22 protein-coding genes are annotated in these 26,601 nt (G+C 53.9%); 2 read left to right on the forward strand and 20 right to left on the reverse strand.

The genetic code is table 11. From position 1 onward, the window contains the following. Positions 1-16: 16 nt before the first annotated feature. From RGB73_RS21955 to RGB73_RS21985, 7 genes are all read right to left on the reverse strand, one after another. On the reverse strand, positions 17-1,387 hold the full coding sequence (locus RGB73_RS21955) for a sugar phosphate nucleotidyltransferase (protein WP_310764838.1): 1,371 nt from the start codon (positions 1,385-1,387) through the stop codon (positions 17-19). Positions 1,388-1,412: 25 nt separating this feature from the next. After that, a complete protein-coding gene (locus tag RGB73_RS21960; protein WP_310764840.1) occupies positions 1,413-2,822 on the reverse strand; it encodes a sugar transferase in 1,410 nt (469 codons plus the stop codon). Positions 2,823-2,852: 30 nt separating this feature from the next. Continuing rightward, positions 2,853-3,785 carry an NAD-dependent epimerase/dehydratase family protein gene (locus tag RGB73_RS21965; RefSeq protein ID WP_310764841.1) on the reverse strand — a complete coding sequence of 311 codons (933 nt, stop codon included), beginning with the start codon at positions 3,783-3,785 and terminating at the stop codon, positions 2,853-2,855. Continuing rightward, positions 3,782-5,128 (reverse strand): UDP-glucose dehydrogenase family protein, encoded by a 1,347-nt coding sequence (locus tag RGB73_RS21970; protein WP_310764843.1) that lies wholly within the window; start codon positions 5,126-5,128, stop codon positions 3,782-3,784. Before RGB73_RS21970 ends, RGB73_RS21965 begins: the two co-directional genes overlap by 4 nt. A gap of 18 nt (positions 5,129-5,146) precedes the next feature. Then, positions 5,147-5,935, reverse strand: a complete 789-nt coding sequence (locus tag RGB73_RS21975; protein ID WP_310774475.1) for a glycosyltransferase family 2 protein — start codon at positions 5,933-5,935, stop codon at positions 5,147-5,149. Positions 5,936-5,937: 2 nt separating this feature from the next. Beyond that, entirely contained in the window at positions 5,938-7,119 is a 1,182-nt protein-coding gene (locus RGB73_RS21980) for a glycosyltransferase (protein WP_310764844.1), read from the reverse strand. Between the two features lie 215 nt (positions 7,120-7,334). Then, the gene (locus RGB73_RS21985; RefSeq protein ID WP_310764845.1) at positions 7,335-7,478 is read right to left on the reverse strand and encodes an anti-repressor SinI family protein; all 144 of its coding nucleotides are present in this window, start codon (positions 7,476-7,478) and stop codon (positions 7,335-7,337) included. A 133-nt stretch (positions 7,479-7,611) separates the two neighbouring features. On the opposite strand from RGB73_RS21985, the gene RGB73_RS21990 reads away from it, so the two are divergent. Continuing rightward, positions 7,612-7,938, forward strand: a complete 327-nt coding sequence (locus tag RGB73_RS21990) for a helix-turn-helix domain-containing protein (RefSeq protein ID WP_310764846.1) — start codon at positions 7,612-7,614, stop codon at positions 7,936-7,938. 8 nt (positions 7,939-7,946) lie between these two features. Here RGB73_RS21990 and galU read toward each other — a convergent pair whose 3' ends face one another. From galU to RGB73_RS22035, 9 genes are all read right to left on the reverse strand, one after another. Next, positions 7,947-8,843: a UTP--glucose-1-phosphate uridylyltransferase GalU gene (galU, locus tag RGB73_RS21995; RefSeq protein WP_310764847.1), complete on the reverse strand. Its 897-nt coding sequence runs from the start codon at positions 8,841-8,843 to the stop codon at positions 7,947-7,949. Positions 8,844-8,927: 84 nt separating this feature from the next. Next, complete coding sequence (locus tag RGB73_RS22000) at positions 8,928-10,694, reverse strand: phospho-sugar mutase (RefSeq protein WP_310764849.1); 1,767 nt, start codon at positions 10,692-10,694, stop codon at positions 8,928-8,930. Between the two features lie 359 nt (positions 10,695-11,053). Further along, entirely contained in the window at positions 11,054-12,502 is a 1,449-nt protein-coding gene (locus RGB73_RS22005; protein ID WP_310764850.1) for a hypothetical protein, read from the reverse strand. Between the two features lie 186 nt (positions 12,503-12,688). Beyond that, positions 12,689-13,654 (reverse strand): LCP family glycopolymer transferase, encoded by a 966-nt coding sequence (locus RGB73_RS22010; protein WP_310764851.1) that lies wholly within the window; start codon positions 13,652-13,654, stop codon positions 12,689-12,691. A 173-nt stretch (positions 13,655-13,827) separates the two neighbouring features. Further along, positions 13,828-14,223, reverse strand: coding sequence for a hypothetical protein (locus tag RGB73_RS22015; protein WP_310764852.1), 396 nt, complete (start codon positions 14,221-14,223; stop codon positions 13,828-13,830). A 349-nt stretch (positions 14,224-14,572) separates the two neighbouring features. Continuing rightward, positions 14,573-16,309: a DUF4179 domain-containing protein gene (locus RGB73_RS22020; RefSeq protein WP_310764853.1), complete on the reverse strand. Its 1,737-nt coding sequence runs from the start codon at positions 16,307-16,309 to the stop codon at positions 14,573-14,575. After that, a complete protein-coding gene (locus RGB73_RS22025) occupies positions 16,306-16,863 on the reverse strand; it encodes an RNA polymerase sigma factor (protein WP_310764854.1) in 558 nt (185 codons plus the stop codon). Before RGB73_RS22025 ends, RGB73_RS22020 begins: the two co-directional genes overlap by 4 nt. Before the next feature lie 215 nt (positions 16,864-17,078). Beyond that, positions 17,079-17,534, reverse strand: a complete 456-nt coding sequence (locus RGB73_RS22030; protein ID WP_310764855.1) for a GNAT family N-acetyltransferase — start codon at positions 17,532-17,534, stop codon at positions 17,079-17,081. A 398-nt stretch (positions 17,535-17,932) separates the two neighbouring features. Next, positions 17,933-18,844: a LysR family transcriptional regulator gene (locus RGB73_RS22035; RefSeq protein ID WP_310774477.1), complete on the reverse strand. Its 912-nt coding sequence runs from the start codon at positions 18,842-18,844 to the stop codon at positions 17,933-17,935. 142 nt (positions 18,845-18,986) lie between these two features. On the opposite strand from RGB73_RS22035, the gene RGB73_RS22040 reads away from it, so the two are divergent. Further along, complete coding sequence (locus tag RGB73_RS22040; RefSeq protein ID WP_310764856.1) at positions 18,987-20,006, forward strand: alpha/beta fold hydrolase; 1,020 nt, start codon at positions 18,987-18,989, stop codon at positions 20,004-20,006. Positions 20,007-20,355: 349 nt separating this feature from the next. Here RGB73_RS22040 and RGB73_RS22045 read toward each other — a convergent pair whose 3' ends face one another. From RGB73_RS22045 to RGB73_RS22060, 4 genes are all read right to left on the reverse strand, one after another. Then, positions 20,356-21,465, reverse strand: a complete 1,110-nt coding sequence (locus tag RGB73_RS22045; protein ID WP_310764857.1) for a hypothetical protein — start codon at positions 21,463-21,465, stop codon at positions 20,356-20,358. Between the two features lie 35 nt (positions 21,466-21,500). Further along, the gene (locus RGB73_RS22050; protein ID WP_310764858.1) at positions 21,501-22,499 is read right to left on the reverse strand and encodes a Nif3-like dinuclear metal center hexameric protein; all 999 of its coding nucleotides are present in this window, start codon (positions 22,497-22,499) and stop codon (positions 21,501-21,503) included. 126 nt (positions 22,500-22,625) lie between these two features. Further along, positions 22,626-23,003, reverse strand: a complete 378-nt coding sequence (locus RGB73_RS22055; RefSeq protein WP_310764859.1) for a Na-translocating system protein MpsC family protein — start codon at positions 23,001-23,003, stop codon at positions 22,626-22,628. 182 nt (positions 23,004-23,185) lie between these two features. Then, complete coding sequence (locus tag RGB73_RS22060) at positions 23,186-26,521, reverse strand: DNA translocase FtsK (protein ID WP_310764860.1); 3,336 nt, start codon at positions 26,519-26,521, stop codon at positions 23,186-23,188. Positions 26,522-26,601 lie beyond the last annotated feature (80 nt).

The following is a 26,601-nucleotide window of genomic DNA, read 5'->3' on the forward strand; positions in this document are numbered from 1 at the left end:
GGCTTCAGCGCTCCCTTCATACCCACACGCAGTTTTTTTCGACTTCATCCCATGTCATGTAGATGCGGATGATGTCCTCTTCCACCAGCGACTGGCCGGTTTGGACCTCGATGAATTCGAGATCGGTCAGCGCCTTGATTGCATGCTTGGCCTGTACGGGAATCGTCAGTACATCGCCTGCTTTTACATGAAAAATTTTATCGTCCAGGCAAAAAACGCCCTCCCCGCGAATGATCGTCCACACCTCGCTGCGCTGATGGTGAAGCTGGTAGCTCAAATTTTTCCCTGCGGTGACGCCGATGCGCTTCGTCAGAACCTCACGCCCGTCCACCGACGTATCGTGATCGAGTACCTTGTACCAGCCCCAACGCCGCTCCTCGAACATCGGCCTCGTCCCGATGTCCTTCACCAGATCCTTGACGTGATGGCTGACCGATTTTTCCGCGATGAGGATGCCGTCCGGACTGGCAGCTACGATCGCATTGGACAACCCCAGCACGACGACGGGAATGTCCAGCTCGTTCACGAGATGGGTAGCGGCAGAACGCTCATCGACCCACCCTTTGCCTACCTGGCTTGTTGCCATCTGGTCTGTGAGCGTATTCCAGGTCCCGAGATCGCTCCAGCTCCCCTCGTAAGGCAGGACGGCGATGCGGCTCGTCTTTTCGACGACCTCGAAGTCAAAGCTGATCTTTTGCAGGGAATGATAGTGCCGCAGCAGCTCTTCGTAATGAATCGGGATCCCTTTTTCGATCAGGGCCGTGATCAGCGTCTCCAAGCGGAAGGCGAACACGCCGCAATTCCACAGCGCCTGCCGGGCGATCAGCTCCTCCGCCACTTCCTGCGTCGGCTTTTCCACGAATCGGCTTACTCGGCAATGCCGCATGCCCTCCTGTCCCGCAAATGGCACGATATAGCCGTACTTCTCGGAAGGGTACGTCGGTTTTACGCCGATGAGAGCGAGCTGGGCCTCCGAGTCGCGAAGGACGGACTCCAGTTCCTTCAGCCGTTCGAAAAACGCATCCTCCACGCAGGCGTCGACAGGCATGACCACACACACTTCCTGCATGCTGATTTCCTTCCTTGCGTACAAGTAAACCGCTGCCAGCGCGATCGCGGGAAACGTGTCGCGGCGCTGCGGCTCGACCAGCAGCTCGACATCGGTGCCGATCTGGTTTTGGATGATGTCGACCTGCGTTTTGCTGGTGGTGATGATGCACTCCTCTTGCAAGCCTGCCGCCCCGAGCTGCCGCCAGATACGCTGGATCATCGACTCCCGCTCGCCTTTTTCGTTTTGCAGCAGCCTGAGAAACTGCTTGGATCTCGCGTCATTGGACAAAGGCCACAGCCGTTTTCCCGACCCGCCCGATAGAAGAATCAGCTTCACTGTCCCATCTCCCGTTCATCCGTTTTTACTCGTGATTGGCGGTGTTGGCCATGTCGTAGTAGCCGAACAGCCGCAGCAGCTTTTTCTTGTGCTCTTCGTTTTCGCGCGCCACCCCTGCCGCCTGCTCTCTTTGCAGCACGACGCGGATGGTCTGGAGCAGGATCTTGATATCGAGGACGAACGAATACGTCTTCACGTACAAAATGTCGAAGCGGAGTTTGTCTTCCACCTTCGTGCTGTAGTTCGCCAAGATTTGGGCGAGACCCGTGATGCCGGGTTTGACCGACAAGCGGTAGGTGTAATCCGGGATGCTTTCCTGGAACTGTCGGATGAAAAAGGGGCGCTCCGGCCGCGGTCCGACCAGACTCATTTCTCCTTTCAGCACGTTGAACAGCTGCGGGATTTCATCCAGGCGGGTAGAGCGCATGAACTTGCCGATGCGTGTAATTCGCGGATCGCCGTCAGCTGCCAGCACCGGGCCCGTCGCCTTCTCCGCATCCGGGACCATGCTGCGGAATTTGTAGATCATGTACGATCTGCCGCCTTCCCCCAGACGCTCCTGCTTGAAGATCGCGGGTCCCGGGGAAGTGACTTTGATCAAGGCGTACAAAATCAGCATCACGGGTGACAGGAGGATCAGCATGAGGCTGGACACCGCGATGTCAAAGCTGCGCTTCACCAGCAATTTGCCAGGGACAAACCTGGGGGGCTGGATGGACAGCACCAGAAGGTCGTCGATCTGCTGCAGCTCCGATTCGATGGCAAGCAGCTCCACCATCTCCGGAACGACCAGCACTTCTTTTTCCTGTCTGATGCACATGCCGATGATTTCCGCCTTGTCTTCCCGGTTGAGACTCGGGCCCAGGAGGACGACATCGACTTCCGCCATCTTTATTTGCAGGACCCGTTTGCTGTGGGCGGGAAGAAAGCTGTGGATGACGAACCACCCTTTCGAATGGTTCATGCACTTCTCCGCCAGAGCCAAACCGTTTTCGAGAGTGCTTGCGACGATCAGCACCTTTTTGCTGCCATGCCGCTTCCGGCTCAGATGCCAGAGAAAGTAGCGGCTGGACCCCAGTACGATCACTTGCAGGAACGTCGCGACGAAAATCACGCTGCGGGGAAATGAGAAGCCTTTGCCCAGGTACGTCAGCGACATGGTCAAAACCATCACGAGCAGAATGGACAAAATGATCGTGTAGAGCAAATGGTGCAAGCTTTTTCGCTTCCAATTGGAGTACAGGTCGAACATGTAAAAAGCGATGAGGCAAAACAGAGAGATCCACGGGAACAATGCGAGGTATGGCTTGAAGTTGCGCAAAGGAACGTCAAACGAGAAGCGGGATAAAAACGAAACCACATAGCAGGCATTCAGCAAGCCTACGTCGAGCAATACGAGCAAAAACAGGCGTAGCTTTAACGTCTTGCCACTCATAGATTCCTCCTGCCGTTATCCACAGAATCGTCAGCTGTGGGCGATGGACATTTTGCTGCGAACGTATTGAATCGTCTGGTTCAATCCGCGATGCAAGGAGACCTGCGGCTCCCACTTCAGCACTTCCCGCGCTTTGTGGTTGTTCAGGCAGCTGTGGCGGATGTCCCCTTCCCTCGCCGGCAAGTAGACCGGCTCGATGCGCATGGACATCATTTCGTTCAAGAGCTCCACGAGGTCGTTGATACTGAGCGACCGGTTCGTCGCCACGTTCAGCACCTCCCTGGCCCCATGGCGCAGTGCAGCCACGTTGGCGGCAGCGACGTCCTCCACATGGATGAAATCTCTCGTCTGCAAGCCGTCGCCGTAGATGGCGGGAGGGATATTCATCAGCATTTTCTGGATGAAGCTCAGGATGACCCCTCCTTCTCCCGTCAGCTCCTGGCGTTCTCCGTACACATTGGCGTAGCGCAGGATGGTGTAATCCATGCCGTACTGTTCGGACAACACCCGTATGTACTGCTCGGGAGTGTGCTTGGAGATACCGTAGCAGGAAAGAGGAAGGGTCTGGTGCGACTCCTCAATGAACTCGCCGAGAGGCATTCCGTAGACGGCTGCTGACGATGCGTAAATGAACTTCTGTACGTGATGCGCAAGAGCGCACTCCAGCAGCCTGACGGTACCAACGATGTTGACGGTAGCATCGCGGAGCGGAGCGATCATCGATTGACGGACATCGATTTGCGCCGCCTGATGGATGACGGCATCCGGCTTTTCCTGTGCGAATACGTGCTCCAGCTCATCGCTGGTAATGTCGCACGCGTAAAACTTTGCAGACGGGTGAACGTAATGTTTTCTCCCCGTAGACAGATTATCGACGACGACCACTTGCCAATTGTCGGCGATGAGTTGATCAACAACATGCGAACCGATAAAGCCTGCTCCGCCCGTCACCAGTACTTTCATCGCGATCTCCCTTTTTCCAGATAACTTGTCGCTGTCCCTTGGACCCATGCCCCTCTTCCGACCGGATGATACTCAATGCCCCACTCTCCAAGCACAGCAGCATCCAGGCAGTTTCGTCCGTCGAATACGATCGGCGCTTTCATCCGCGTAAACAGCCGGGCGAATGAAGGGCGTGTAAACTCTTCCCACTCGGTCAAAACAAACGCGGCGTCCGCTCCTCCCAGCGCTTCCTCTGCCCCCGGCGCCAGCTCCACCGCAGGCGGCAAGACATGGCGCGCCTTTGTGTTGCTCACCGGATCGTATCCGACGACTTGCGCCCCCATCTTCAGCAAGGTTTCCGCGATCGTCAGCGACGGGGCCTCGCGCATATCGTCCGTATCCGGCTTGAAGGCAAGCCCCAGCAGTGCGATCCGTTTGCCGTGCAGATCACCCAATCGCCCGACCAGCTTCTCTATCAGAAGCAGCCGCTGTCGGTAGTTCACCCGTTCGACAGCCTGAAGGATGGAAAAGGAATACCCGGACAGCTCTGCCATTCCGAGCAGCGCCTTGACGTCTTTCGGGAAGCAGGAACCCCCGTAGCCGATTCCAGCCCGCAAAAATTTTTCGCCGATCCGAGCGTCCATACCCATGCCCCGGGCCACATCCTCGATCGTCGCGCCGAGCCTTTCGCACAGCTGGGCGATTTCGTTAATGAAGCTGATCTTCGTCGCCAGAAAGGCATTGGACGCGTATTTGATCAGCTCGGCACTGCGGGTATCCGTATGCAGGACCGGTATGCCCAGCGGCTGATAGATCGCTTCCACCAGGCGCGCCGCCTCCTCGTCGTCCGCACCGATGACGATCCGATCCCCGTGGAAGGTATCGTAAACCGCGGCCCCCTCCCGCAAAAATTCCGGGTTGGAGACTACCTGTACGGTTACGGGCCGAACGAGATGCTCCGCGATGAGCTCGCGTACAAAATGGTTCGTCCCGACAGGCACCGTGCTTTTGATGACGACGACCGCATCGTTTGCCAGCGTCAGCCCGATCGCCCTCGCCACCTCAATCAACGCCCGCAGATCCGGCATGCCGTCGATTCCTTGGGGCGTTCCTACTGCGATAAAGATCGCTTCCGCCCCGGAAAAAGCCGCTTCGTGGCTTTCCGTAAACGAGAGCCGCCTCTCCTGTCTTTGCACAGCGAGCAGTTCATCTAGTCCGGGCTCGAAAAAAGGGACAATCCCGGCTCCAAGCTGCGCCATTTTTTCTTCATCTACATCCACGCATGTCACGTCATGGCCGATGGCCGCCAAGCAGACCCCTGTCACGAGTCCGACGTATCCTGTTCCGACAATGGCTATCTTCATTTGTCCGTTCCTCTCCCGTCAGGTCTGACCCACATTTTTCTTCCACGCGTTCCAGCCGTAGTGGACAAAGCACCATGCGGCGGACGCGAAACTCAGCTTTTCGATATCCCGATACAGCCGCCACGTGTTTTTCGCCGCTTTCCATTTGTTGCTGGAAATCGAGCCGGCTACTCTGCGGTACTGGGACAGCTCCTCCTGGATCCCGTAGGCGAGGTGCCCCTGTTTCAGAATGTTCAGCCACAGCGCCGTGTCTTGCCGGGTCCGCAGATTGGGCATCTGGATCGTCCCCAGCTTTTCTTTGTCCAGCATCACGGTCAGGCAGCCGATAATGGTGTTTTTCAACAGGCCGCGGTAGTCGATTTTCTCCGGGATCGGGACGACATACGGGGTATGCGTGCCGTCTTCCTGGATCATGCGGTAACGGGTAAAGGAAAACGCCGCATCCCGCTCTTGCATGAAGGCCACCTGTTTCTCCAGCTTTTGCGGGAGCCACAGATCGTCGCTGTCCAAAAACGCGATGTACCTTCCATTCGCGGCGGAAATTCCCGTGTTTCGGGCTACGGCCGCACCGCTGTTTTGCGCAAGGACGATCAAGCGAATGCGCGGATCCGCGAGTTCTTCCCGGATAATCGGGACCGTATCGTCGGAGGAGGCATCATCGATCAGGATGAGCTCCCAATGCGGATACGTCTGCCGCTTGACCGAATCGATCGTCTCCCGGATAAATCGTGCCGCATTGTAAGTGGGCGTGATCACGGACACCAGCGGATGTGCCGGCTCTGCTTGGCTCACAGGCACAGGGGAAATGGTCACGGGCAGGCACCTCCCGCCTGCGGCTGACCTGACTGATCAGCGGAGGATAACGACTGGTACAGCCGGATCAATTTCTCCGCTTCCTTCTCCCAGTTGTACTCGTTCACTGTGAACTCCACCCCTCTTTGCCCCATTTCTTTCGCCTGCTCGGGATGATCGTGCAAAAACGTCATCGCTTGCGCTATTTCCAACGGGTCTTCCTGGTTGACGAAGACGCCGGATCCGACATGTCCCACTTTTTCCCTCCACACGGCAAAATCGCTGGCGATGAAGGGAATCCCGAAACGCTGGTACTCGTATATCTTGTTCGGACTCGTTTTGGCGTGGTCTCCGATGTCTTGAATCGTGATCAGACCGACATCCGACTGGATCATGTAGGCAAAGGCCATCTCCTGGGACAATACTCCCAGGTAGTCCACATACATCCACCCCACCCGATCGCGCACCTCTTCCATAGCCGCCTGATCGTGTACAGGACCGATGAGCCACAGCCGCGCCGGAAACAGCTGGTTGACGTATTCCATAGCCTTGACCATCTGCAACAGCCCGCGCGTCCGCCCGATTGTCCCGACGTATACGGCTCGGAACACTTCCGTCTTCTGGATGGCCTCGCTCAGCGAGTAGGCATTCTCGATCAGTTCTCCTTGCGAGATCGGCGCGTTTTCAATCACGACGCTCTTCGCCCCGAGCCTGCGCGCCACATCCACTTGAGTCGCGATCGAAGCGTCGAATACCCGCCCGGCCCACGCTTCCAGCCGCCCGACAGCTTTGGCGACCGCCTTGCGCAGTATCGCCGGTATCCATTCGCGCATCAGGATTCGCTTCGTAAAATCCTCGTGCGTATCGTAGATCACCTTTTTCCCCATGAGCTTCAGGAGAAACCCGAGCAAAAGCGTATCCGGGTTGTGGAGATGGACGATGGACGCCTTGGTTCTCCAGATGCTTTTCAGCATCAATGGCTGCATGAGAAAACGTTGAAAGCGGCTCCTGTAACGCGGGACTCCCTCTATCCGCAGCTGGCCCCGCTCCTCCGCCGCTTCCCTCTCTTTTGCAGCCCTGGCTATCAGCACTACCGAATAGCCGGCAGAAGCGATTGTTTTTGCTTCCTTTTGATACACCCGGATGTCCGTGTAAACATGCACCGGCGCGAAAATGCACACTTTTTCAGCTGCTCCCATCCCGTGTCCACAATCATCCTTCCTAACCATTTTCGTTCTTTATAAGGAACGATTATCCTAAGTATATTCTCCTAGTAAAAATAACAAAAACGGCTAAAATAGCCAAATTTAGCCATTTTAGCCGTTTCTCTCAGATTAGGTAGCATTTTCATCTTTGTTCTTAAAAAAGAACGAAAATATCAAAGGAGCCCCTCATTCCACTGTTCGGTCCGGAATTATTCGTTTGCCGCGTACTTTTTGACGGACACCAGTAAAAATTGCCTAATCTCATCGACCGGGATTCCCAGCCTTTTTGCTTCCATGATCAATTCCTTCCACTCGGAATCGATCTCTTCCGTCACCGCTTTGTTCGCACCCATCGTGATTTCCCCTCCCGGACGATTGCCCAATCACGCCAAAAGGCAGGCACTGCACCTTTTTTCACTATTAGGCAAAAGGGTATTTTCCTGCTATAATGAAAAGAATCAGCAAAGACAAAGGATGATTCTCCCGATGATTGGTACACGTATCAAGAAACTGCGAAAAGAAAAGGGAATTTCCCTGTCGCAATTGGCTGAACGTGCAGGAGTTGCCAAATCGTACCTAAGCTCCATTGAACGCGATATTCAATCAAATCCTTCGCTGCAATTCATTGAAAAAATCGCCGATGTTCTCCAAGTTCCGATAAATGTTTTGATTGATAAAGAGCCTTATTTTGAACAGCTGGATGATGAATGGAATCAATTAGTCATGGAGGCCATGCAATCAGGAGTCAGCAAAGAGGAGTTCCGGGGATTTCTGGAATATCAAAAGTGGAAGCTGGCTCAAAACAAGGAGTAGCCATCCGCTCATCGCTTGGGCGCGATCGTCTGTCCCTGCATCCAATTTTCTAAATAGTACAAAAGCGGCGTGCGCAGTTCCTCGTTTCGAATGGCGAACTCGAGTGTCGTCGTGATGTACCCCAGTTTATCCCCGACATCGTAGCGAACCCCTTCGAATTGATACGCGTACACGGTTTGTCGCTCGTTCATGGCTTGGATGGCGTCCGTCAATTGGATCTCGCCGCCCATGCCTTTTTCCTGTCTGTCCAGGATGGCGAAAATGTCTGGGGTAAGGATATACCTGCCCATGATGGCTAGATTGGACGGAGCCGTTCCCTTCGGCGGCTTTTCCACAAATGCACGCACGCGGTACAAGCCTCCTTCTTCCGTGATCGGATCGACAACTCCATACCTGGATATGTGCTCTTCCGGCACTTCCTGCACGCCGATCACCGAGCAGCCGGTATGGTCGAAAACTTCAGACAGCTGCTTGATGCACGGTACTTCCGAACGGACGATATCGTCTCCAAGCAGCACCGCGAACGGTTCGTCCCCCACGAATTTCCGGGCGCACCAAATGGCATGTCCCAGACCCAGAGGCTCCTTCTGCCGGATGTAATGGATATTGGCGATTTTGGCCGAATGACGCACCCGGTCCAGCAAATCGAGCTTCTTCTTTTCCAGCAGGTTTTGCTCCAGCTCGAATGCGGAGTCGAAATGGTCTTCAATCGCCCGCTTGCCTTTGCCCGTCACGATGATGATATCTTCGATCCCCGCCTCCACCGCTTCTTCCACAATGTACTGAATGGTCGGCTTATCTACGATCGGCAGCATTTCCTTGGGCATCGCCTTGGTCGCCGGCAAAAACCGGGTGCCCAAGCCTGCTGCCGGGATAATGGCCTTTTTGATTTTCGATGGTCTCATCAGTCGCAGCTCCCTTTACAAAAACTTGGCTGGCCACTCTTGCGCTTTTCCTGATGCCCCTGCGTGTCTATCCGTTCGGCCTTCTTACCTGGATCTGCCGATCAAGTCTGGCACGGCCGCCTGAAACGCCGCCATTTTCGCATCGGCCTCCGCCATGGAGGATGGGGAGTACGCACTGAAGTATACCTTCATCTTCGGCTCCGTACCCGATGGGCGGACCGCGATCCATGAGCCGTCCTGCATGATGATCTTGATGACATTGGATCTCGGCAAGGACAGCGGTTGCGTTTCCCCGGTGCCAATCACCGTTCTTTCCCGGCGCTCATAGTCCTCTACAGCATGAACACCATACCCCGCCACCTGTTTTACAGGATTTTCGCGCAGACGGGCGATGCTTTCCTCCATTTCCTGCCGACCCGCTCTGCCTTCGATGGTAAGCGACAGGAGCTCTTCCCGAAAATAGCCGTACGTGGCGTAAATCTCCTCCAATACTTCAAACAGATTCTTGCCTCGGCGGCGATGAACCAGCACCATCTCGGCCACCAGCACGGCGATCTGGACCGCGTCCTTGTCCCGGACGAAATCACCTGCCAAGTACCCGTAGCTTTCCTCGTATCCGAATACGAACGTATGTGAGCCGGTTGTTTGGCACTCCTGAATTTTTTCGCCGATGTACTTGAAGCCCGTGAGTGTATTTTCTGTCGTCACGCCGTAGCTCTCCGCGATTTTTCCCCCGAGGTCCGAGGTGACGATGGTTTTCAATACGAGTCCGTTTTGCAAGGGACGTCCTTTCGACGAGGACTGCTCCAGCAAATAGTGCAGGAGCAAGGCGCCGAGCTGATTTCCGTTCAGCATCTCGTAGCCGTGCTTTGTTTTGACCAATACTCCGAGTCGATCGGCATCCGGGTCCGTCGCCATGACGAGATCGGCCTGTTTTTCGGAGGCCAGCGAAAGGGCGAGCGCAAATACGTCCCGCTCTTCCGGATTTGGTGCCTTGACGGTTGGAAACTCCGAATCGGGCTTCGCCTGCTGAGGGACGAGATGGACACGGCTGAAACCGACCCGCCGCAAAAGGTCCGGGATCACCTGTATCCCCGTGCCGTGCAGAGGGGTATACACGATAGACAGGCTGTCGCCCTCCGCCTTTATGAGCGGCCGTTGACATAGCAGCTGCTCGACTCGCTGCGCGTAGGCCTCCGTGATTTCTTTGCCGATCGTGGCGATCGCATCAGCGCGGTCGGAGGCTGCAGGATCTTCTTCCGGAAGCAGGAGAGGATCTCCCGTCCGCTGGATTTCAGCGTAGATGTCCGCGGCGTCTTGCTCTGTAATTTGGCCGCCTTCCTCGTTATATACCTTGATTCCGTTGTATTCTGATGGATTATGGCTGGCGGTGATCACGATACCTGCGGAGGCTTGCAGATGGCGAATGGCAAAGGAGAGCAGCGGAGTCGGCGCGAGGTGCTGAAACAGGTACACCCTGTTGCCGGAATGCGCCAGAATAGCGGCAACTTGCAGGGCAAATACATCGGAGTACTTTCGTGAATCGTAGGCGATGGCAACGCCCTTGCTCTTTGCCGTCTCACCCTTTTTATCCAGATAGCGGGCAATTCCATGCGCGGCACGTCGGACCGTATAGACATTGATCCGATTGGTTCCGGCGCCGATGACTCCCCGCATTCCTCCTGTTCCAAATTCCAAATGCTTGTAAAAGCGGTCCTCCACTTCACGGCTGTCCGAGCCGATCTGCCGCAGCTCCTCCAAAAGGTCTGCCGGCATGCCTGCGTGGCGCAGCCAGCGATTGTACGCTTCAACAGTATCAGGTCCAGGATCTCCTACGTGATTCGTATCCACCAACATTTTCACCCCTGGATTCAGCTTCAACGCCCCGAGCGCCCTCGCTGATGGATAGGATCAAGCGGGATGCATATGTACTGGGAGGTTCGTCGGATAGGCTTATACTACAATACGCCTATTTGAATGACAATAGACTTAATTTGTCGTTTGGCTAAAAGAAATAGCGAAAAATGAGCCTCCTGTCGATTTGTCAATCCTTCTTTATTCGCGGTCTTTCTCCCCATAATCTAGTCGATCAGCTCTCCCTGGTGCAACTAACCAAAGTTAGCCGAATGCGAAAAAGCCTGATGGAACAACCATCGTGAAACGCAAAAGCACCCCGGGACTTGCGGACTCCCGAGGTGCCAGCGCTGATGTCAAGCTCCTGTATAGCTGATCATTTGTACCCAGTCGGTATTCAGTGTATTGCCGGTGCCGGTTGTCAATCGAAGCCAGCCTAGGATGACGTACCTGCTGCCGGCTGTCCCCCTGACGGAGGGTGCCGTGTTTTCGATCATGTCTCCAGCCGTCCATCTCCCTGTCGTCGGCATCGCAGTTCCCTGCATCCGTTTGAGGCCATTTACCAAAGTCCCCTTGTAAATGACTCCCCCCACATTGATGCACGTCGTCGTGCCGCTGTCGTCCACATACGTCGCTGTGCTGTTGTTGCTGTAGGACACGTAGCTGTTCCCGTTTGTCGGAAGCTGGCACAGATTGAACATGGCATCTGCTCCGTTTTGCACGATGTGGTTGAAGTTGGTGGCGGTATTCAGCGTGTACGAGCTGTCGTTGGGATCCGTCGTTTGATAGTTCGGGAACCGGCATGCATTGAATACGACGCTGGAAGTGCCGGTGACAAAGACAATCGCGGACGTCCCTCTGGAGGCCGGCGCGCCAAGGAGAAAGTAGGAGTTGAACCCATTCACGACCCCGCTCGTGTTTTCGAAATAGAGCACGTCGCCTTTTATGTCTTCCGCTCCGCATCCATTCAGCGTGATTCCGTTGCACTTCTTGAAGGAGTAGGCACGGGCCGTTCCACTGTGTACGTGGTCGACGCCACAGCTGGTGAACGTGGAGTAGTTGAGCAAGGTGATGTCAAAACCTACCTGAGCCGTGTTCGCCCAGACGTTCGACGCGTTCAGGGTCGTACCCGTCCCGTTGTTGGTGCCGTCGTCTTGCCAGCACAGGGCGGAGACGCAATCCCGGGCAAAAAATCTGTCAATCGTCGTCATCCAGGAATCGTACGTAAAGAAACCGTAGTCGCAGTAGTAGGTTTGGATGTTCTCGAAGGTGGCATGCGTCGTGCGGGGAGCGTAAATGCCGTATCGTACTTGCTTGGGGGCAGTGGAATGGAGAGTCAGGTATTGGAGAGAAGTGTTGTAGTTCGTGTCATTGTCGGGGTGGTCGATGAGGAAAAAGGCGTCGACATTGTAATTGTCGGTGACCGCCCCTCCCCGCGCCTTTCGCGTCTTCGTGCCGTACGTGGTATTCGTGGTTTTTTCGATGATCGTACCGGGGACGAACGTAAACTTCCCGGTATAGATATCGTCTAGCATCGTGGAGGAGATCGATGTGCCAACGAGCATGACCCCTTGCGGCGGGAGAAGGATCGGCTTTCGTATTTTGAACCGCTGGATGGGAAACACCACGACGCCTTGAATGTTTGCTTCGTAGCCATTCGAGCTGTTTCGCGCTTTTTGCGATACGTCGTTGACTGCCCGCTGAATCGCGTCCGACCAGTCTTCCGTGGCTGTTCCGACATTGACCGCATATTGCTTGTAATCGACAACCGAAACGGCGTACGGCTGCGGTGTAAGTATGCTCATCTACCTATTCTCCCTTCTATTCGTGGAGTGGACCTGCTATACGATATGCGGAAGATTCGTTTCCGTCACGGACTTATCCAAATTTCCGCTAACTCCCATCTTGCAAAAACTGACGCCACAGGCATGGCGTCAGCAATTGTTGGGCAGCCGGACCAGGCTTTCAGTCCCCTTCGGCTTCCCTCTTCCCTATGAATGTTGGTTCTCCGCGCTCCCATGCAGCACCGCGTCGATCTGCTGCTTGATCCGCGCTCGCTCTTCGGCTGACACTTGGTAGTAGTAGATTCCGTTCAGCATTTCTCCCTGCCCGTTGATGCGGAGCACGTTCACCTGATCGAGCGCGCTCTTGTAGTGAAACATCAGGTCCTGCATGTTGTCGAATGTCAGGTTTGTTTTGACGCTTTCCCCGATGTTCGCCAGCACTTCATCCAGCTTGCTGACCGTCGAAATTTGCTTGGCTTTGGCCATCAGCTGCTGGATGATCAGCTGCTGCCGCTTGTTGCGGCCAAAGTCTCCCTCGGGGTCGTCGTGCCGCATCCGGGCGTAGGCCAGCGCTTTTTTCCCATCGAGCACGATCTTCCCTTTCTCGAAGCGGTATCCCTCGTAGCTGAACGGAAACGTATTGTCTACCTGCACCCCGCCCAGGGAGTCGATGATTTTGGAGAAGCCTTCCATGTCCACCTTGACGTAATAGTCGATCGGGGTGTCCAAGAAGCTTTCCACGGTATGCACAGTGGAGGCCATTCCACCGAACGCGTAGGCGTGGTTGATTTTGTCTTCTTTTTTGCTCCCGTAAATCTGGGTCCGCGTATCCCGCGGGATGCTGAACATGAGCGTCTGTTTCAGCGCCGGATTGCTCGCAAGGTAGATGATCGTATCGGATCGGCCCTCATCCGCTCCCCGCTTGTCGACGCCGAACAGCAAGATGGAAATCGGCTTCTGCTGTGCAGGCACTTCCTCGCTTTGCTTCTTCTCCGTGGATGCTGGCTGCACAGGCGGGTCAGGCTGCTGCTCCGCGGCAGGCAGTTCAGGCAATGGCTCGTAGATCGCAGTCGCTGTTTGCTCCACGTTTTTGTAAAACTGGTAAAACGTATAGGCGGCCCCTCCCGCCCCCAGCACCAAGATGACGCCCAGCGTTCGCAATATCCTTTTCATGAGCCAGTCTCTCCTACTCGCTTCATTGGATTGGACAATTCCTATATTCAGTCTATTACGGCAATGGGTGGCACTTTACTGTCATCTGTCACGCTTCTTAAGGGAAAGTGCCTGCGGGAAGCCGTAGACAAAAAACAGCGATCGTGTGAGATCGCTGTCGCTAGCTGCCTGTATTAACCGATGACCTGCAGGTGGGGATTGTATCGTTTGACATACTGATAAATATCCTCCCCCTTCAATTGGGAGGTAGACAGGGTGGCAGGCTGGCCCGCCAAATGGGCATCTAGCTGCTCCTTGCCCCGTTCCAGCCGTTTGCGGGCGGCTTCGGGAAGGGTGAGCACGTGGGGAACCAGCAGCTGCAGGTACCAGATACCGCGATGCTCCTCGGAAACATCGATCTCCAGTTCCATATCGTCGCTGTCGAACTCGAAGAGACGGTTGAAAAACGATTCCCGGACCGGCGTGTCGAGTCTGGAAATATCGAGGCGGATAACACTTAAATAGTATTCTTCATTGAATAGCACCATCTCGCTGTCAATCGCTTGATACTTTTTGGTCACGTGATCCATAGGTCCTCCCAAAGGTCGTGTCATATCCTTTAGGATACTATTTTATCGAATATTTAGGCAACTCTTTTTCATGTAAGCGCGCTGCCCTCGTAATCGGGGGAAAAAGGCCGCGTCCTACATTATCATTTCTCGGAACACCGGCCGGTGCTGCAGCCGCATGTATGCCAAAACACCTACTCAACAAAGAAAGAGTGGAGTCCCCCTCATTTGGAGGCTCCACTTTTTCCTTTTCCATTGGTTTTACGGATACCTGCCCTGACAAACGGGGCTGTCGAACCGGTACGGAGCGCGACATACGAATCCTACATGAACGTCATGCCTTCACATGCTTCTGCTATCTCTCATCTGCTTATTTCCCGGCCACAATCGGAATCTCCCAATTAACATTTCGGTTCTCCGTCATCTTTTTGTCATAGGAGATCGTCAATTGTTTTGGAAGAGGCTTGAACACCAGCATCCCTCCCTGTACGATCGTTCTTCCATTTTTATACTCGGTTTTATCGATCAAGAATTGCACCTCGCGCTCTTTGCCATTTTCGTCGGTAATCGACCAGGCATCAAACGGGTACATGGGAGCAGTGCTTTCACCGAGCAAGCCATCATAGGCAAGGTGATAGGCTTCTATTTTGCTGGTTGTGCCGTCTGGATTAACCTGCAGGAGGTCTCCCCTTCCTTCCTCGAAATCAACGATGTCCTCCGGCTTCCTGACGTACTTCTTAAACGTAAAGCGATCTCCCTTCTCCTCTGCTGTAACGGTTTCTTTTTCCATTCGGTCAAGATCGAGCTTTACGCGAAAAGCTGCCGGTTCTTCGTAATAGACAGACTCCAGCTCAAAGCTTATGCCTTTGTCATCGTCGATCGGATAGAAGTATTGGAAGTCTCTGACCCCGTTCTGGGTAGGCACGGACTTGCTCCAGTTTATCCAACCGTTCACATGGCTTTGATTTCTGGGGATTTTCCATGCATCTGCCGAATCCCATGAGCCCAGGACCTCTCCCTGTTCATCCACAAGCTGATAGCTGTAGCCACTCCTCTCGTCTTTCTTGGCGTTCCGGTCGATGACCAGCTCGATGCCGCTTGGCGCAAATGTCATTTGTTTTACGTCTAGCGTCAGCCCTTGTCTGGTCGTATAGGTCTTGTTAATCTCTTGAATATGGGTCGCCGCTTTGGCTTTTTTCATATCCACCGGCACGGACAGCTTCCAGTTTCCCTTCCTATCGCTAATTTTATTGATGTTGAAGTCGACCACCAGTACGTCTGGGATCTGCTTCGGGTCATCGAAATAGCTTCGCAGCTCACGATTCAGAATCAGGAACCCGTCATTCGGATACGTGTAGCTGTCCCAATATTCATTCGGGTTGCGATCTTCTGCATTTCGAGAAGACTTCAATATGTTACCCAATTTGTCCTTCAGTGTAATCGCTGGCTCCCTATCGGCTCGTTCATACAAGTCGTTCCAGCCTAGATCCATGAACCTGCCGTTTTTGTCTTTCACCGTCACCATCATGCTGATGCGCAGCGGGTCAGCCACGACCTCTTGCACTTCAAACGTAATTCCTTGGTCGGTAACGCTTGCTCTGATCGGCACGGCAAATCCGTTTTGGGCCGCCTCTTGGATACCGCGGTCTCCGACATCGGCAAATTTGCTTTTGCTTACAGCATTCGCAGGAAGATCCTTTTGAAGGGAGCTGCTCGAGATGGCGGCATTTACGTACTGGGCAAAATTCGGGGAAATCAGCATTCCTCCCGATATGGCAAGGGCTATGGCTGCAGCAGCAATTGTCGTTCTTTTCATAATGGCGATGCTCCTCTTTTTCCACAAGGGCTGTTCGTACGAAAGTGCGGTGGGGCTCAATACTCTGACTGGGTGAGCAGAGAGAGAACGGATGATCTTCTGGTCGAGATGCTTGGGCAGAAGATCTCCCGGAAGCGCCTCATCTGCTTGGTCCAGACCATCGACGAAATGCTCCAGCTGCCGCTGGCAATGCACGCAATGATCCAGATGACTCTCCAGCTCCCTTTTGTCTCTTGGTGACAGCTTGTCTTCCATATAGGCGATCAGATCTCTTTGCGTTAGACAGCTCAAAGCCGATTCTCCCCTTTTTGCTCCGTCCGGATGAAATGGTCGCGAAGCTTTTTTCTGGCATAGGAAAGACGCATCCGCACGGTATCCACGGACAGCGACAGTTTGCTGCCAATCTCCTTGTAGCTGAGCTGCTGGAGATAGTGAAGCGCGAGCACCGTCCTGTATTCCTTGTCCAGCCCCATCATCTTCTGCCGCAATGCCCTGCGCTGCTCTTTCTCCAGATAGACTTCCTCTGGTATCGGACACTCATCTGCCAGATCGGCATCAATCTCAGCGGGGAAAGGAGCTCGTCTTCGCTTTCGCAGCTCGTCGATGCCCCGATTTATGGCGATTCGATACAGCCAAGCGGAGAATGAGTGATTCGGCCGATAATCAGAAAGACTGTAGTACGCCTTGATAAATACCTCCTGCAAGACATCCTCGACCTCGTGGGGATGACGCAAGCTTCTTTGGAGAATGGAAGCGACTTTTCCTTTGTATTTGTTGACGATCAGAGCATAGGCCTCTTTGTCTCCCTGAAGAACCTCCGCAATGACCTCTCGATCGTCCTGCATGTTTGTTTCCTCCTTGCAAAAGGGTGCTGCGCAGCCGTCCTTTTGTTTGTTCACTACTATAGACGTCTGTTAGGGGGTCCCCCTCTCAAAAAAATTCCAGAAAAATGGTCCACGTCAAAAAAGGATCTCACTTCCGCTAGGCAGAATGACATCCTCTTTGCAACAGATGTGAAAGCCGATCCGGCCTCGCTTGATTGAACCGGATCGTTCGATAGCTACTCACTGAGTAACAGTTTCATACCATCATGACTCGCAACAAATCCAAGTCGTTCATAGAACCGATGAGCATCTTTACGTTTTTTATCCGTTGTCAGTTGAATCATCCCGCAGCCCATTGCTCTAGCTTCATTAATGGCATAACGGAATAAGGCTTCTCCGACTCCTTTGCCACGATAACGACTGTCAATACGAACACCCTCAATTTGACCCCGTGTCATTCCTAATCTTGCTAGCCCCGGAATAATTGTAAGCTGAAGACAGCCAATAACTTCATGGTTGTCCAAAGCAACGATTATGGAATTCCCAATCTGCTGGTTCATCTTTGAAAAAGCATCCACGTACGCTTTTGGCAGTGGGTGTTCATAGCGCTCACGGGTAGCACCCAATTCATCATCCGCTAATAATCGGACAATTGCGGGAAGATGGTGTACAGTTGCCGTTTTAAATTCCATAGCGACCTCCCATATTTCATGACGAGTATCCATGAAAGCAGAACCCTGTCTTTTTCTTTTATTTCTCTTCGTCTACCTTGTGAGGCGGTTGCATATTGTTCCCATCATAATCAAACTCCCCTTTCTGCTCTCTAAAAGCTTTTGGTAGAAAATAAGATTGGTCAGTTTCATCTATTAAAACTTCATTTCATTTTATATACATATCGTAACTTACCATCATAAAAATGGAAATTCCAATATCGTATGCGTAGTATAAAAAAAGCGAATAGCAAAAAAACGTGGAGCAAATCCACGTTTTTTACCAAACAAGTAAGTTGGTCGGTGTAGACTGTTCGGCACACACTTTCAATCGTTACGATGTAAGGGGACCATCGCGAGGAAATGGGTTCATGTTCTTGTCACCCAACGGCTTGATTCGTCCCCTCTATGGTGAGTACCTCCCTCGCTGCTTCTATGAACGATGACAGGATTGGTGAAAGCCACTTGTCTCGATGCCATAGCATCTGTGTATACACGTGCAAGTCCGGAATTGTCCATGGAAGAACAACAAGCTCGCCTCGTTCCACTTCCGCTTTCGTTGTCATTTCGGGAAGAAAGGCAATACCGATTCCCGTAATGGCACATTGCTTAATGGCTTCGGCATTTTGAAACTCTAAATACGTAATACGATCAATCCCTTTTTTCTCAAATTGCCGGTCAAACATGGTGCGATAGGGACAACCCTGTTCATTGGTCAGGAACACTTGTCCGTGAAAATCTTCCAGCTGTAGTACAGTTCGTTTTGCGAGTGGATGATCGGGTGCGGCGAAAAAGCGGAACGTTTCTTCTACCAACGGCTCCACTGCAAGTGTACTCGAGAGAATGGGTTCGTCCAGCATAAAGACGACATCTGCGGTTCCCTCAAAGAGCGTTTGCTTGAGATGTTGATTGGGAACGGAGCGGAAGATGAGACGCACTCCCGGATAGCGCGAGCGAAATAGGTGAAAGACAATCGGAAGCCGATAGGCGCAAAGAACCTCGTTCGCACTTACTGTGAGGGTGCCGCTTACATTTTCATTGTCATGAACGGCGCTGCGAGCTTCGTCCAACTTGTCCAGAACGCTTTGGATATGTGTTAAAAAGCGTTTGCCCGCAGTCGTGAGAACGAGCTGCTTGCCCAAACGGTCAAAGAGACGAACACCGAGCTCATCCTCCAATGCTTTTATTTGCATCGTGACGTTGGAGGGGACGTAGTTCAGCACTTCCGCAGCCCGACTGAAATGCAACGTGGATGCAACCGTGCGGAACGTAATCAGTTGGCGCAATTCCATCATACGATCCCCCTTCATCTTCAAAAATATTGAATACAGCTTTGAATTCTATTCACTTTTACTGAGACTACCACAGATCTATACTACCAACAAGAAATACATTCTGGCTGTATGGCTTCATTTTGAAGGGAGAGACAACACGATGGATTACGAGATTTTTGATTTGGGAGACGTTACCTTGCAATCAGGAGTGACGTTACCGAACGCTTTTCTTGCGTATAAGACTTATGGAAGATTGAATGAAAAGAAAGATAATGTCATCGTCTATCCAACTGCGTTTGGCGATCAGCATGTTCAAAATGAATGGTTGATTGGAAACGGCATGGCACTAGATCCACAGAAATATTTCATCATTGTGCCAAATTTGTTGGGCAACGGATTATCTTCGTCTCCCAGCAACACGCCTCCCCCATTCGACCGGGCTAATTTTCCACAGGTAACCATCTATGACAACGTTACATTTCAGCATCGGCTGGTGACCGAAACATTCGGCATTCAAAAGATCGCTCTCGTAGTAGGATGGTCAATGGGAGGCATTCAAGCATTCCAATGGGGAGCAAGTTATCCGGACATGGTAGAACGAATTGCCCCTTTCGCCGGAGTTGCCAAGACTTGGCCCCAAACGTATGTGGTCCTGGACGGAATGAAAGCTGCACTCATGGCTGCGGTCCGCTTCGATTCAAGTAAATTAGACCAATTGACTTCTTCAGACATGCGTGCCGTTGGCCGTGTCTATGCGGGATGGGGCGTATCGCAGGCGTTTTACAGAGAGGAACTATACCGTGAGCTGGGATTTGACTCATTGGAGGATTTTGTGACTGGCGTCTGGGAAGATAGCTTTATGAAGATGGATCCGCACAATGTCCTGGCCATGTTATGGACAGGCCAACACGCAGACATAAGTGCAAATCCCGTCTATAACGGAGATTTCGACGCGGCGCTAGGAGGCATAAAAGCGCTTGCCTGCATCATGCCAGGAAGCACAGATCTCTTCTGCCCGGCGGACGATAACGAATACGAGGCGAAGCTAATCCCTCATGCAGATTTCACACCTATCGAGTCGATCTGGGGCCATTTTGCCGGTCGCGGTATCAACCGTGCCGATAATCATTTTATTGATGACAACCTCAAACGCTTGTTGGCGCTTCGTACGAACGAATAAACTATCATTGGCATTGGAGTGGCCTGCCAGGGATGAACCTACACGTTTCCTGCGTGCTAGCTGAGCTATTCAGCCAGGCAGGCAGGCTCGTACCAACGGAAAAACGGCAACCGCTCGTTATGGCCGGTTGCCGTCATGTTCGCTACATCTCATCGTTCCGTTTGAAAAGGCTCGTCTTCTTTATTCGTCTCGCAGAATTGCTTGGCGAAATAGGTTCCATTTGTCTTCACTTCAGCGTTATTCACGATCCAATTTCAAACGTCAGATGACTGGGGGCAAGGGACGATGACTTCTGCAGGAAGTCGTGGCCGGTTTTCAACAGATGGTTTTCGGGGGGACATCAGCCTCTTCAGGTCAGCAATGGAGTCAAGCCAAATGCATAGATCGCGACTGTCACGATCCTCATGGCCATCCCAACCAGTGCAGCGGACAATGCTTCTCTCGGGGTCAAATCGGAATTGGCCGACCAGATCGCCGGAATTTGGCCAAACACATCGGAGAGCGGCAATCCCGAGGCAGCCAGCACGAAAGCCCCTACGACCAGCCGAGGATCGACAGTTCCCGCTACCTCCTTCAGCTGGGCCATCGCCAGGGTCGGAGATGCCATGATCGCTGTGATCCCCGTCTTCGGATCGACCCCGATCCAATGCAGGGTGGCAGACAATGCGCCCTCGATTCCCGACCACACTCCGATGTAATCCAGCAGCCCAATCAGGCCGAAGATCACAGCGGCTGCCGGAATGACCAGCAGAAACAGCAGCTCCGCCCCTTCCTTTGCCCCATTGAACAGCGTGGTAAAGTAGGGCGTAGTTGGCGTGAACGAGGGCAAATCGCGGAACGACACCCACTTCGTATCCCGGTAGATCGTACGGCTAAGCACGAACGGCACGACGACCAGCGGAGCGAATATCGCCAAAAAGACGACGGGAAAGGCTTGAATCCCGGCAATGGACAGACAGATAAGGCCGAGCATAAAACAGGAAAACGATTGCTGCGACTGCACCATAGTGGCGATCGCGATCTTTTGCTCGTCCTTCGTCGCTCCTGCCCGCTTCAGGATCGGACCGCCGATGCGTCCGGCGGCGTTGATATCGCCCAATATGTTGTAGACGCCAGGGATCACGACAGATGGATTGACGCGGATTCGCTGCGTGATCGGCACGAAGATTCGCATCAAGGCGTCGGTAAAGCCCAGCCTCTCCAGCATTCTTCCCGTCATTACGCTGAGGATGATGGCCACTCCGACCGATCCCATCAAAAACACGTCGACCACAATCGGCTTCACTTTGTTCAGCATCGCGGTAAAGGCATCGCCCAGCACGCTCGGCTGAAAAATCAAGAGTACGGTAACCGCCGCGACGAGCCCAAGTCCCACCCATTCCATCGAGGTCATCGTTTTTTTCCGAGCTTCCTGCTGCAGTTCGTAGACGCCTTGCAGTTGTTCCTGCGGTTTTGCCATCACTCATTCCTCCCTCGTTTCAGTAGATTGTCTAGCTACACCTGCACTTTGTTCACCAGGTAGTGATCCGCCATCATTTCCGCGTATTGCCTGATTCTCTCTCCCCCCATTTCCCTGAGTGGAATGGACGTCACCCGCTCGCGGAACAAAACCACCTCCACATCGGGAAGGAGCTTGTCGAGCGCATAAGCCAGCGGAAGGCCGTTCTCCAGAATCTCGAGGACGTGGCAGTTTCCAATGACAAATGCCAGCCCCAGCCGCTCTGCCTCGCGGACCAATTCGCTGTCGCTTCGGACGCGGCTGATCGACGCAATCACGGTATCTGCCTCCGGGAACCGCTCTTTCGCCTGTCGCAAATGGGACGGGGAAAAGCCGGTGTGGGGAAAGATATGCAGCACGTGCTTGACCGCGCTCTCCTTGCTGCCCAGCACGATGCGACCCTGTGTCACGAGAGAAGCCTCTACGGCCGATGAGCTGCCCCGGATCTCCTTTTCCATCTTCAGCAGTTCTGCGTCTTCGTCGACCCCCATATACGAATGGAGCCTGCTCAGGATATCGCCCAAGGTCTTGACCTCGGGGAACACCGTACCAACGAACAGGACGTTTCCTTCCTCCCCGCCGAAATGAATATCGGAATACCGGACCCGGTGCCCATGCAAAAAGGCGATACCGGGGTGCAATCCGTGAAAGGCCTCGTGGAGCTCCAGCACTGCCAGGCCCGATAGATTCAGGTAGTTTTTTAAGGTCACTCCTCCCGAACTGGCTGCGTCCGCAATCGGGTGATGAGCCACAATGGCGTCTACCCCTGTAGCGGCCGCCAATTCGATGTCATGCTCTGACAGGGTCATCGCCACCGCCAGCTTTTTTACCGGCCGAGAGGGGTCTCCCCACACGAGCCCGGGGCTCTCCAGCACTTTTTTTCCGCGTATCCCCGAGTCCTTCCAAATCGAAAACGGATGCTCTGTTTCTGTCCGGCTCACCCTTCCTCCCGACAGCGTGTCCAATGCAATCACTACATCTTGAATGGTTGTCATCTTGCTCTCCTCCCTTTTGCACAATAAAAAGGCCGCCAGTACCAAACAAACAGGAAAGACAAAGGCCACCTGTTTATTTGCGTACTGACGGCCGTCCTGCGCTCGCTTTCGAGATCATTCCACCAGTCAGATTTGCCGTTTGAGGTACGTCTCCACATCTCTGTCGAGTACGACTGCGGTTGCCGACAGCTCGGTTTCCGGGTCGTAATCCTTTAGAATGGAGACCACCTTGATGCCATACTTCGCTTCCAGACGTTTTTTCAGATGCACTTTGAACTCATCGATCAAGAGCACGTCCATCATTCGTGTAAGCTCCCGGTTTTTCCCGTCGATCGAGCTCATAGCAGGGACTCGTCGATGGTAGGTCATGAACAAAATCCGGTCGCCCACGAAATCGACTCGCAGCCGTTTGACCCCAATCTGAAACAGCTGCACATTCACTTCGTTGTAGACTTTGGTCAATTCTTGCTTCAACTGACCTGCACTCAACTCTAGCGGATTCATCAGACCGCCCCTCAAATGCTGCTAGTTTCCGAAAGTTATTACTTACTATAGTGCATCCCAAAAATAGAGTCAATATTTTAATTACAAACAATATTCAAACTACGAATCCTTGACGATTGCATGAAACAAAGAGGGGAACTGCCTTTTTGGCCGTTCCCCTTCTGTTATGTGCCTGCTCAGGTTTACACCAAGGTAGATCCGTCCACGATGGCTTGCGCGTCCTCGCGGGAAATCAGAACCGCGCGGGCCTTGCCCCCGCTTTGTCCCGCTACGTATCCGTCCGCTTCCATCATTTCGATCAGGCGGGCAGCCCGGTTGTAGCCGACGCGGAATCTCCGCTGCAGTCCGGATGCGGACGCTTGGCCTTGCTCCGCCACGAAGACGAGCGCTTCCATGTAAAGCGGATCATCGCCGGAATCATACGATTGAACCTGCTGTTCCAAATCTTCCTTGCTGAACAGATAGGAAGGCTTGCGCTGCTTTTTAATCGCTTGCGTGATTCGCTCGATCTCGTCATCCGATACGAAGTTCCCCTGCAAGCGGAGCGGTGTCGTCCCGCTCTCTAGGAACAGCATGTCCCCGCGTCCCAGCAGCCGCTCCGCGCCGGACTGGTCGAGGATGGTACGGGAATCCACTTGGGAAAAGACGGCAAAGGCCAGCCGCGTAGGCACGTTTGCCTTGATATTCCCCGTGATGACGTCCACGGATGGACGCTGTGTCGCGAGCAGCAGATGGATGCCGCACGCCCGCGCTTTTTGCGCGATCCGGATGATGCAGTCCTCGACGTCTTGCGGCGACACCATCATCAGGTCGGCCAACTCGTCAATGACGATGACGATGTAGGGAAGCGTGTCATCCGTGGTCTGGTTGTACCGGTCAATATCACGGACACCGGCATCGACGAACAGGGCGTACCGCTTTTCCATCTCCTCGACGGCCCATTTGAGAGCGGCGGTCGCCTGTTTGGCTTCTGTCACCACTGGCGTTACCAGATGCGGCAAGTGGTTGTACGGTGCCAGCTCCACCATTTTCGGGTCGATGAGCAGCAAACGGACCTGCTCCGGCGTCGCCTTGTACAGCAGGCTGACGATGATGGAGTTGATGCAGACGCTCTTGCCGGAACCGGTGGAGCCTGCGATCAAGCCGTGCGGCATCTTTTTGATGTCGGCGACGATCGGCTCTCCGCCGATGTCCATCCCCAGCGCAACAGCGAGAGGGGAGCTATGCTCCTGAAACTTGTCCGAACCGATGATCGTGCTGATCATGACGGGACGGCTGGACAGATTCGGCACCTCGATCCCGATCGCATTGCGTCCCGGAATCGGGGCCTCGATCCGGATATCCTTTGCAGCCAGATTGAGCTTGATGTCGTCGATCAGACTGGTGATCTTGTTTACTTTGACGCCAGGAGCTGGCTGGAGCTCGAAGCGGGTGACGGACGGACCTTTGACGATGCCGACCACTTGCGCGCTGACATTGAAGTTGGACAGCGTCTCTTCCAGCAAAAGCTTTTGCAGCTGGGTATGCTCATCGTCGTCATCGCTGGGAATCGCGCCCGGGTTGAGCAGATCGAGCTCGGGCATGCGGTAGGCCGTTACCGGCTCGCTGACTTGCGCCTCCGCAGGTGCTGTTTGGGCAGACTCCGATTGCACACGTAACGCTTGAACCGGCTCGGATTGCGGGCGCGCCGCTTGAATCGGTTCGGATTGCGCAGACTTCGATTGCTCTTGCACCGCTTCAACCGACTCGGATTGGATCCGCTCTTCTTGGATTACCGTCGCCGCAGCCGCCTCATTCATGGCTGCGGAAGACTGCGCGAAAGGATCGTGGACTGCCACATCCCGCTCAGCCGCAGGCAATTCAATCTCAGCCCTCTCCAACAGTCGGTTCACGTCGTAAGCCCAATCTGCCTTGCTGTCCGTCTGCAGCACGGAATCGCTGCCTCCAGAAGTGATGGCGAGTTCGGCGTGTACCGTGCCCGACGCATTCTCTCCTATCTGAGCCTCGGCTGTTGCAGGCGCATCGGCAGATCCGCGGATCAGATCGGCGTCAAGCTCCGGCTCGGCTCCCGTACGGAACGGAGCACTCGATCCTTTGAACGCTTCAGATTCTTCAGCTGCGACAGAGGCAGGAACATCCGATTCTTGAAACTCCCCGCTGTAGTCAATTCCACTGCCAGCTGGCTCGGTCCCCTCATTGCCATTCAGGCCCGCCTCGGCGTCACTTTCCCGAGAAACGAGATCGTCTGCAAGGACCTCTGCCGCTTCAGCTTTGGCTCCAACATCTTCTTTCGTCGCCACCGATGAATAGGCATTCTCCTCATGGGGCAGCTCTGACTCCATTGCTTTCCCTGATGCGATAGCGTCTTCTTCTCCCGCTCCCGCTTTGCTTGCTTCTGTTGCTTCTATTGCTTCTATCGCTGCTTTCCTCTCAACCGCTTCTATCGTTTCCGATTGTTCAGCTAGCTCATCTGCTTCTGTCTTAACGGGTTCTACGGTTTCTACGGCTTCTTCTTCCTCTACAACTTCTACTGCTTCTACTAGTTCTACCGCTTCTGCCGCTTCTACTGCGTCGGCTCTCTCCGCTTGCTCTGCGATGACTTCGGCCGCACCTGTCCCTTCCGCTTCCACGGCAAACGCGGACATTCCCGGCCTCTCCACCTCAGCTGCACTCACTGGACCTGCCGTATGTACCTCGGTTGAAGCATCTGCTTTCATCGCTTCCACTAGCCCGCTTGCTTGCTCTTCCTGCTGCACGGGAGCCAATCGCGGTTCCGCAGCGAGTCCGATTGCGTCCGTTTCCCCCCGCGCTTCTGCTGGAACACCCCAGGCCAGCTCTTCCGCCGGCTGATCATTTTCTTTTTCTTTTTGCTGCTGCTCCCATTGCTTTAACTGTTGCAGCTGCTCCTCCTGCTCGAGTCGCGGATACACGATCCCAGCCGTGGTGTGAATCCGATGCTCTGTTTCACGGGTAGTCGGCGTGATTTTTCCGTAGACAGGGGACACGATCTCCGACGGCTTGTACGCCTTTTTCGGTTCATCCGGCTGACGCGGACGCACGAGCGGCTCCACGCGTCCCTCCGTCTTTCGTCCCGTCCGCTCCCTCGATTGCTCAGATTGCGTCGGCTGCTTCTCGACTTTTCTGCTGCTCTCTATATTCCTCTCGCCCAACCGCGCAAAAGGTGTGTCGCGAACGGCCGTCTCGCTGTCGCGAGCCGTCCCTTGATAGCGGTCCCTTGCCGGAATGCGCTGCTCCTGAGACGGTTCTGTCCTGTCCGCTTTCTTGCCCTTTTTCGCCAAATAATCGTCAGGAACCACGGGAAAGCGAAATTGACGTTCTTTTTCCCTTCTGTACTCGTCCTCTGACCGACTGTACGCCCGCTCTTTCGGGTAGATGCTCTTTGTCTTTGCCTGAAGCTGACGGGGAGCCGGTTGAACGGGGGGACGAGCGCCTTCTTCTATCCGTTGTTCATCTTCGCCCTGAAAAAAACTCATCAGCTTTTGAAGCCACGACCACATGTTGCAACGCCCTTTCTTTCGCTAACCATCTTTTCCCTTCCATCTTACCATGAAATAACGGCATTTTTGCGAGATTGTGA

Source organism: Brevibacillus brevis, from assembly GCF_031583145.1.
Classification (GTDB): domain Bacteria; phylum Bacillota; class Bacilli; order Brevibacillales; family Brevibacillaceae; genus Brevibacillus; species Brevibacillus brevis_E.

Coding starts and splice junctions, on each gene's coding strand:
- RGB73_RS21960 (WP_310764840.1), bottom strand. CDS start 2,822: ATGAGTGGCAAGACGTTAAAGCTACGCCTGTTTTTGCTCGTATTGCTC.
- RGB73_RS21965 (WP_310764841.1), bottom strand. CDS start 3,785: ATGAAAGTACTGGTGACGGGCGGAGCAGGCTTTATCGGTTCGCATGTT.
- RGB73_RS21970 (WP_310764843.1), bottom strand. CDS start 5,128: ATGAAGATAGCCATTGTCGGAACAGGATACGTCGGACTCGTGACAGGG.
- RGB73_RS21980 (WP_310764844.1), bottom strand. CDS start 7,119: ATGGGAGCAGCTGAAAAAGTGTGCATTTTCGCGCCGGTGCATGTTTAC.
- RGB73_RS21985 (WP_310764845.1), bottom strand. CDS start 7,478: ATGGGTGCGAACAAAGCGGTGACGGAAGAGATCGATTCCGAGTGGAAG.
- RGB73_RS21990 (WP_310764846.1), top strand. CDS start 7,612: ATGATTGGTACACGTATCAAGAAACTGCGAAAAGAAAAGGGAATTTCC.
- galU (WP_310764847.1), bottom strand. CDS start 8,843: ATGAGACCATCGAAAATCAAAAAGGCCATTATCCCGGCAGCAGGCTTG.
- RGB73_RS22005 (WP_310764850.1), bottom strand. CDS start 12,502: ATGAGCATACTTACACCGCAGCCGTACGCCGTTTCGGTTGTCGATTAC.
- RGB73_RS22010 (WP_310764851.1), bottom strand. CDS start 13,654: ATGAAAAGGATATTGCGAACGCTGGGCGTCATCTTGGTGCTGGGGGCG.
- RGB73_RS22015 (WP_310764852.1), bottom strand. CDS start 14,223: ATGGATCACGTGACCAAAAAGTATCAAGCGATTGACAGCGAGATGGTG.
- RGB73_RS22025 (WP_310764854.1), bottom strand. CDS start 16,863: ATGCAGGACGATCGAGAGGTCATTGCGGAGGTTCTTCAGGGAGACAAA.
- RGB73_RS22030 (WP_310764855.1), bottom strand. CDS start 17,534: ATGGAATTTAAAACGGCAACTGTACACCATCTTCCCGCAATTGTCCGA.
- RGB73_RS22035 (WP_310774477.1), bottom strand. CDS start 18,844: ATGGAATTGCGCCAACTGATTACGTTCCGCACGGTTGCATCCACGTTG.
- RGB73_RS22040 (WP_310764856.1), top strand. CDS start 18,987: ATGGATTACGAGATTTTTGATTTGGGAGACGTTACCTTGCAATCAGGA.
- RGB73_RS22045 (WP_310764857.1), bottom strand. CDS start 21,465: ATGGCAAAACCGCAGGAACAACTGCAAGGCGTCTACGAACTGCAGCAG.
- RGB73_RS22050 (WP_310764858.1), bottom strand. CDS start 22,499: ATGACAACCATTCAAGATGTAGTGATTGCATTGGACACGCTGTCGGGA.
- RGB73_RS22055 (WP_310764859.1), bottom strand. CDS start 23,003: ATGAATCCGCTAGAGTTGAGTGCAGGTCAGTTGAAGCAAGAATTGACC.
- RGB73_RS22060 (WP_310764860.1), bottom strand. CDS start 26,521: ATGTGGTCGTGGCTTCAAAAGCTGATGAGTTTTTTTCAGGGCGAAGAT.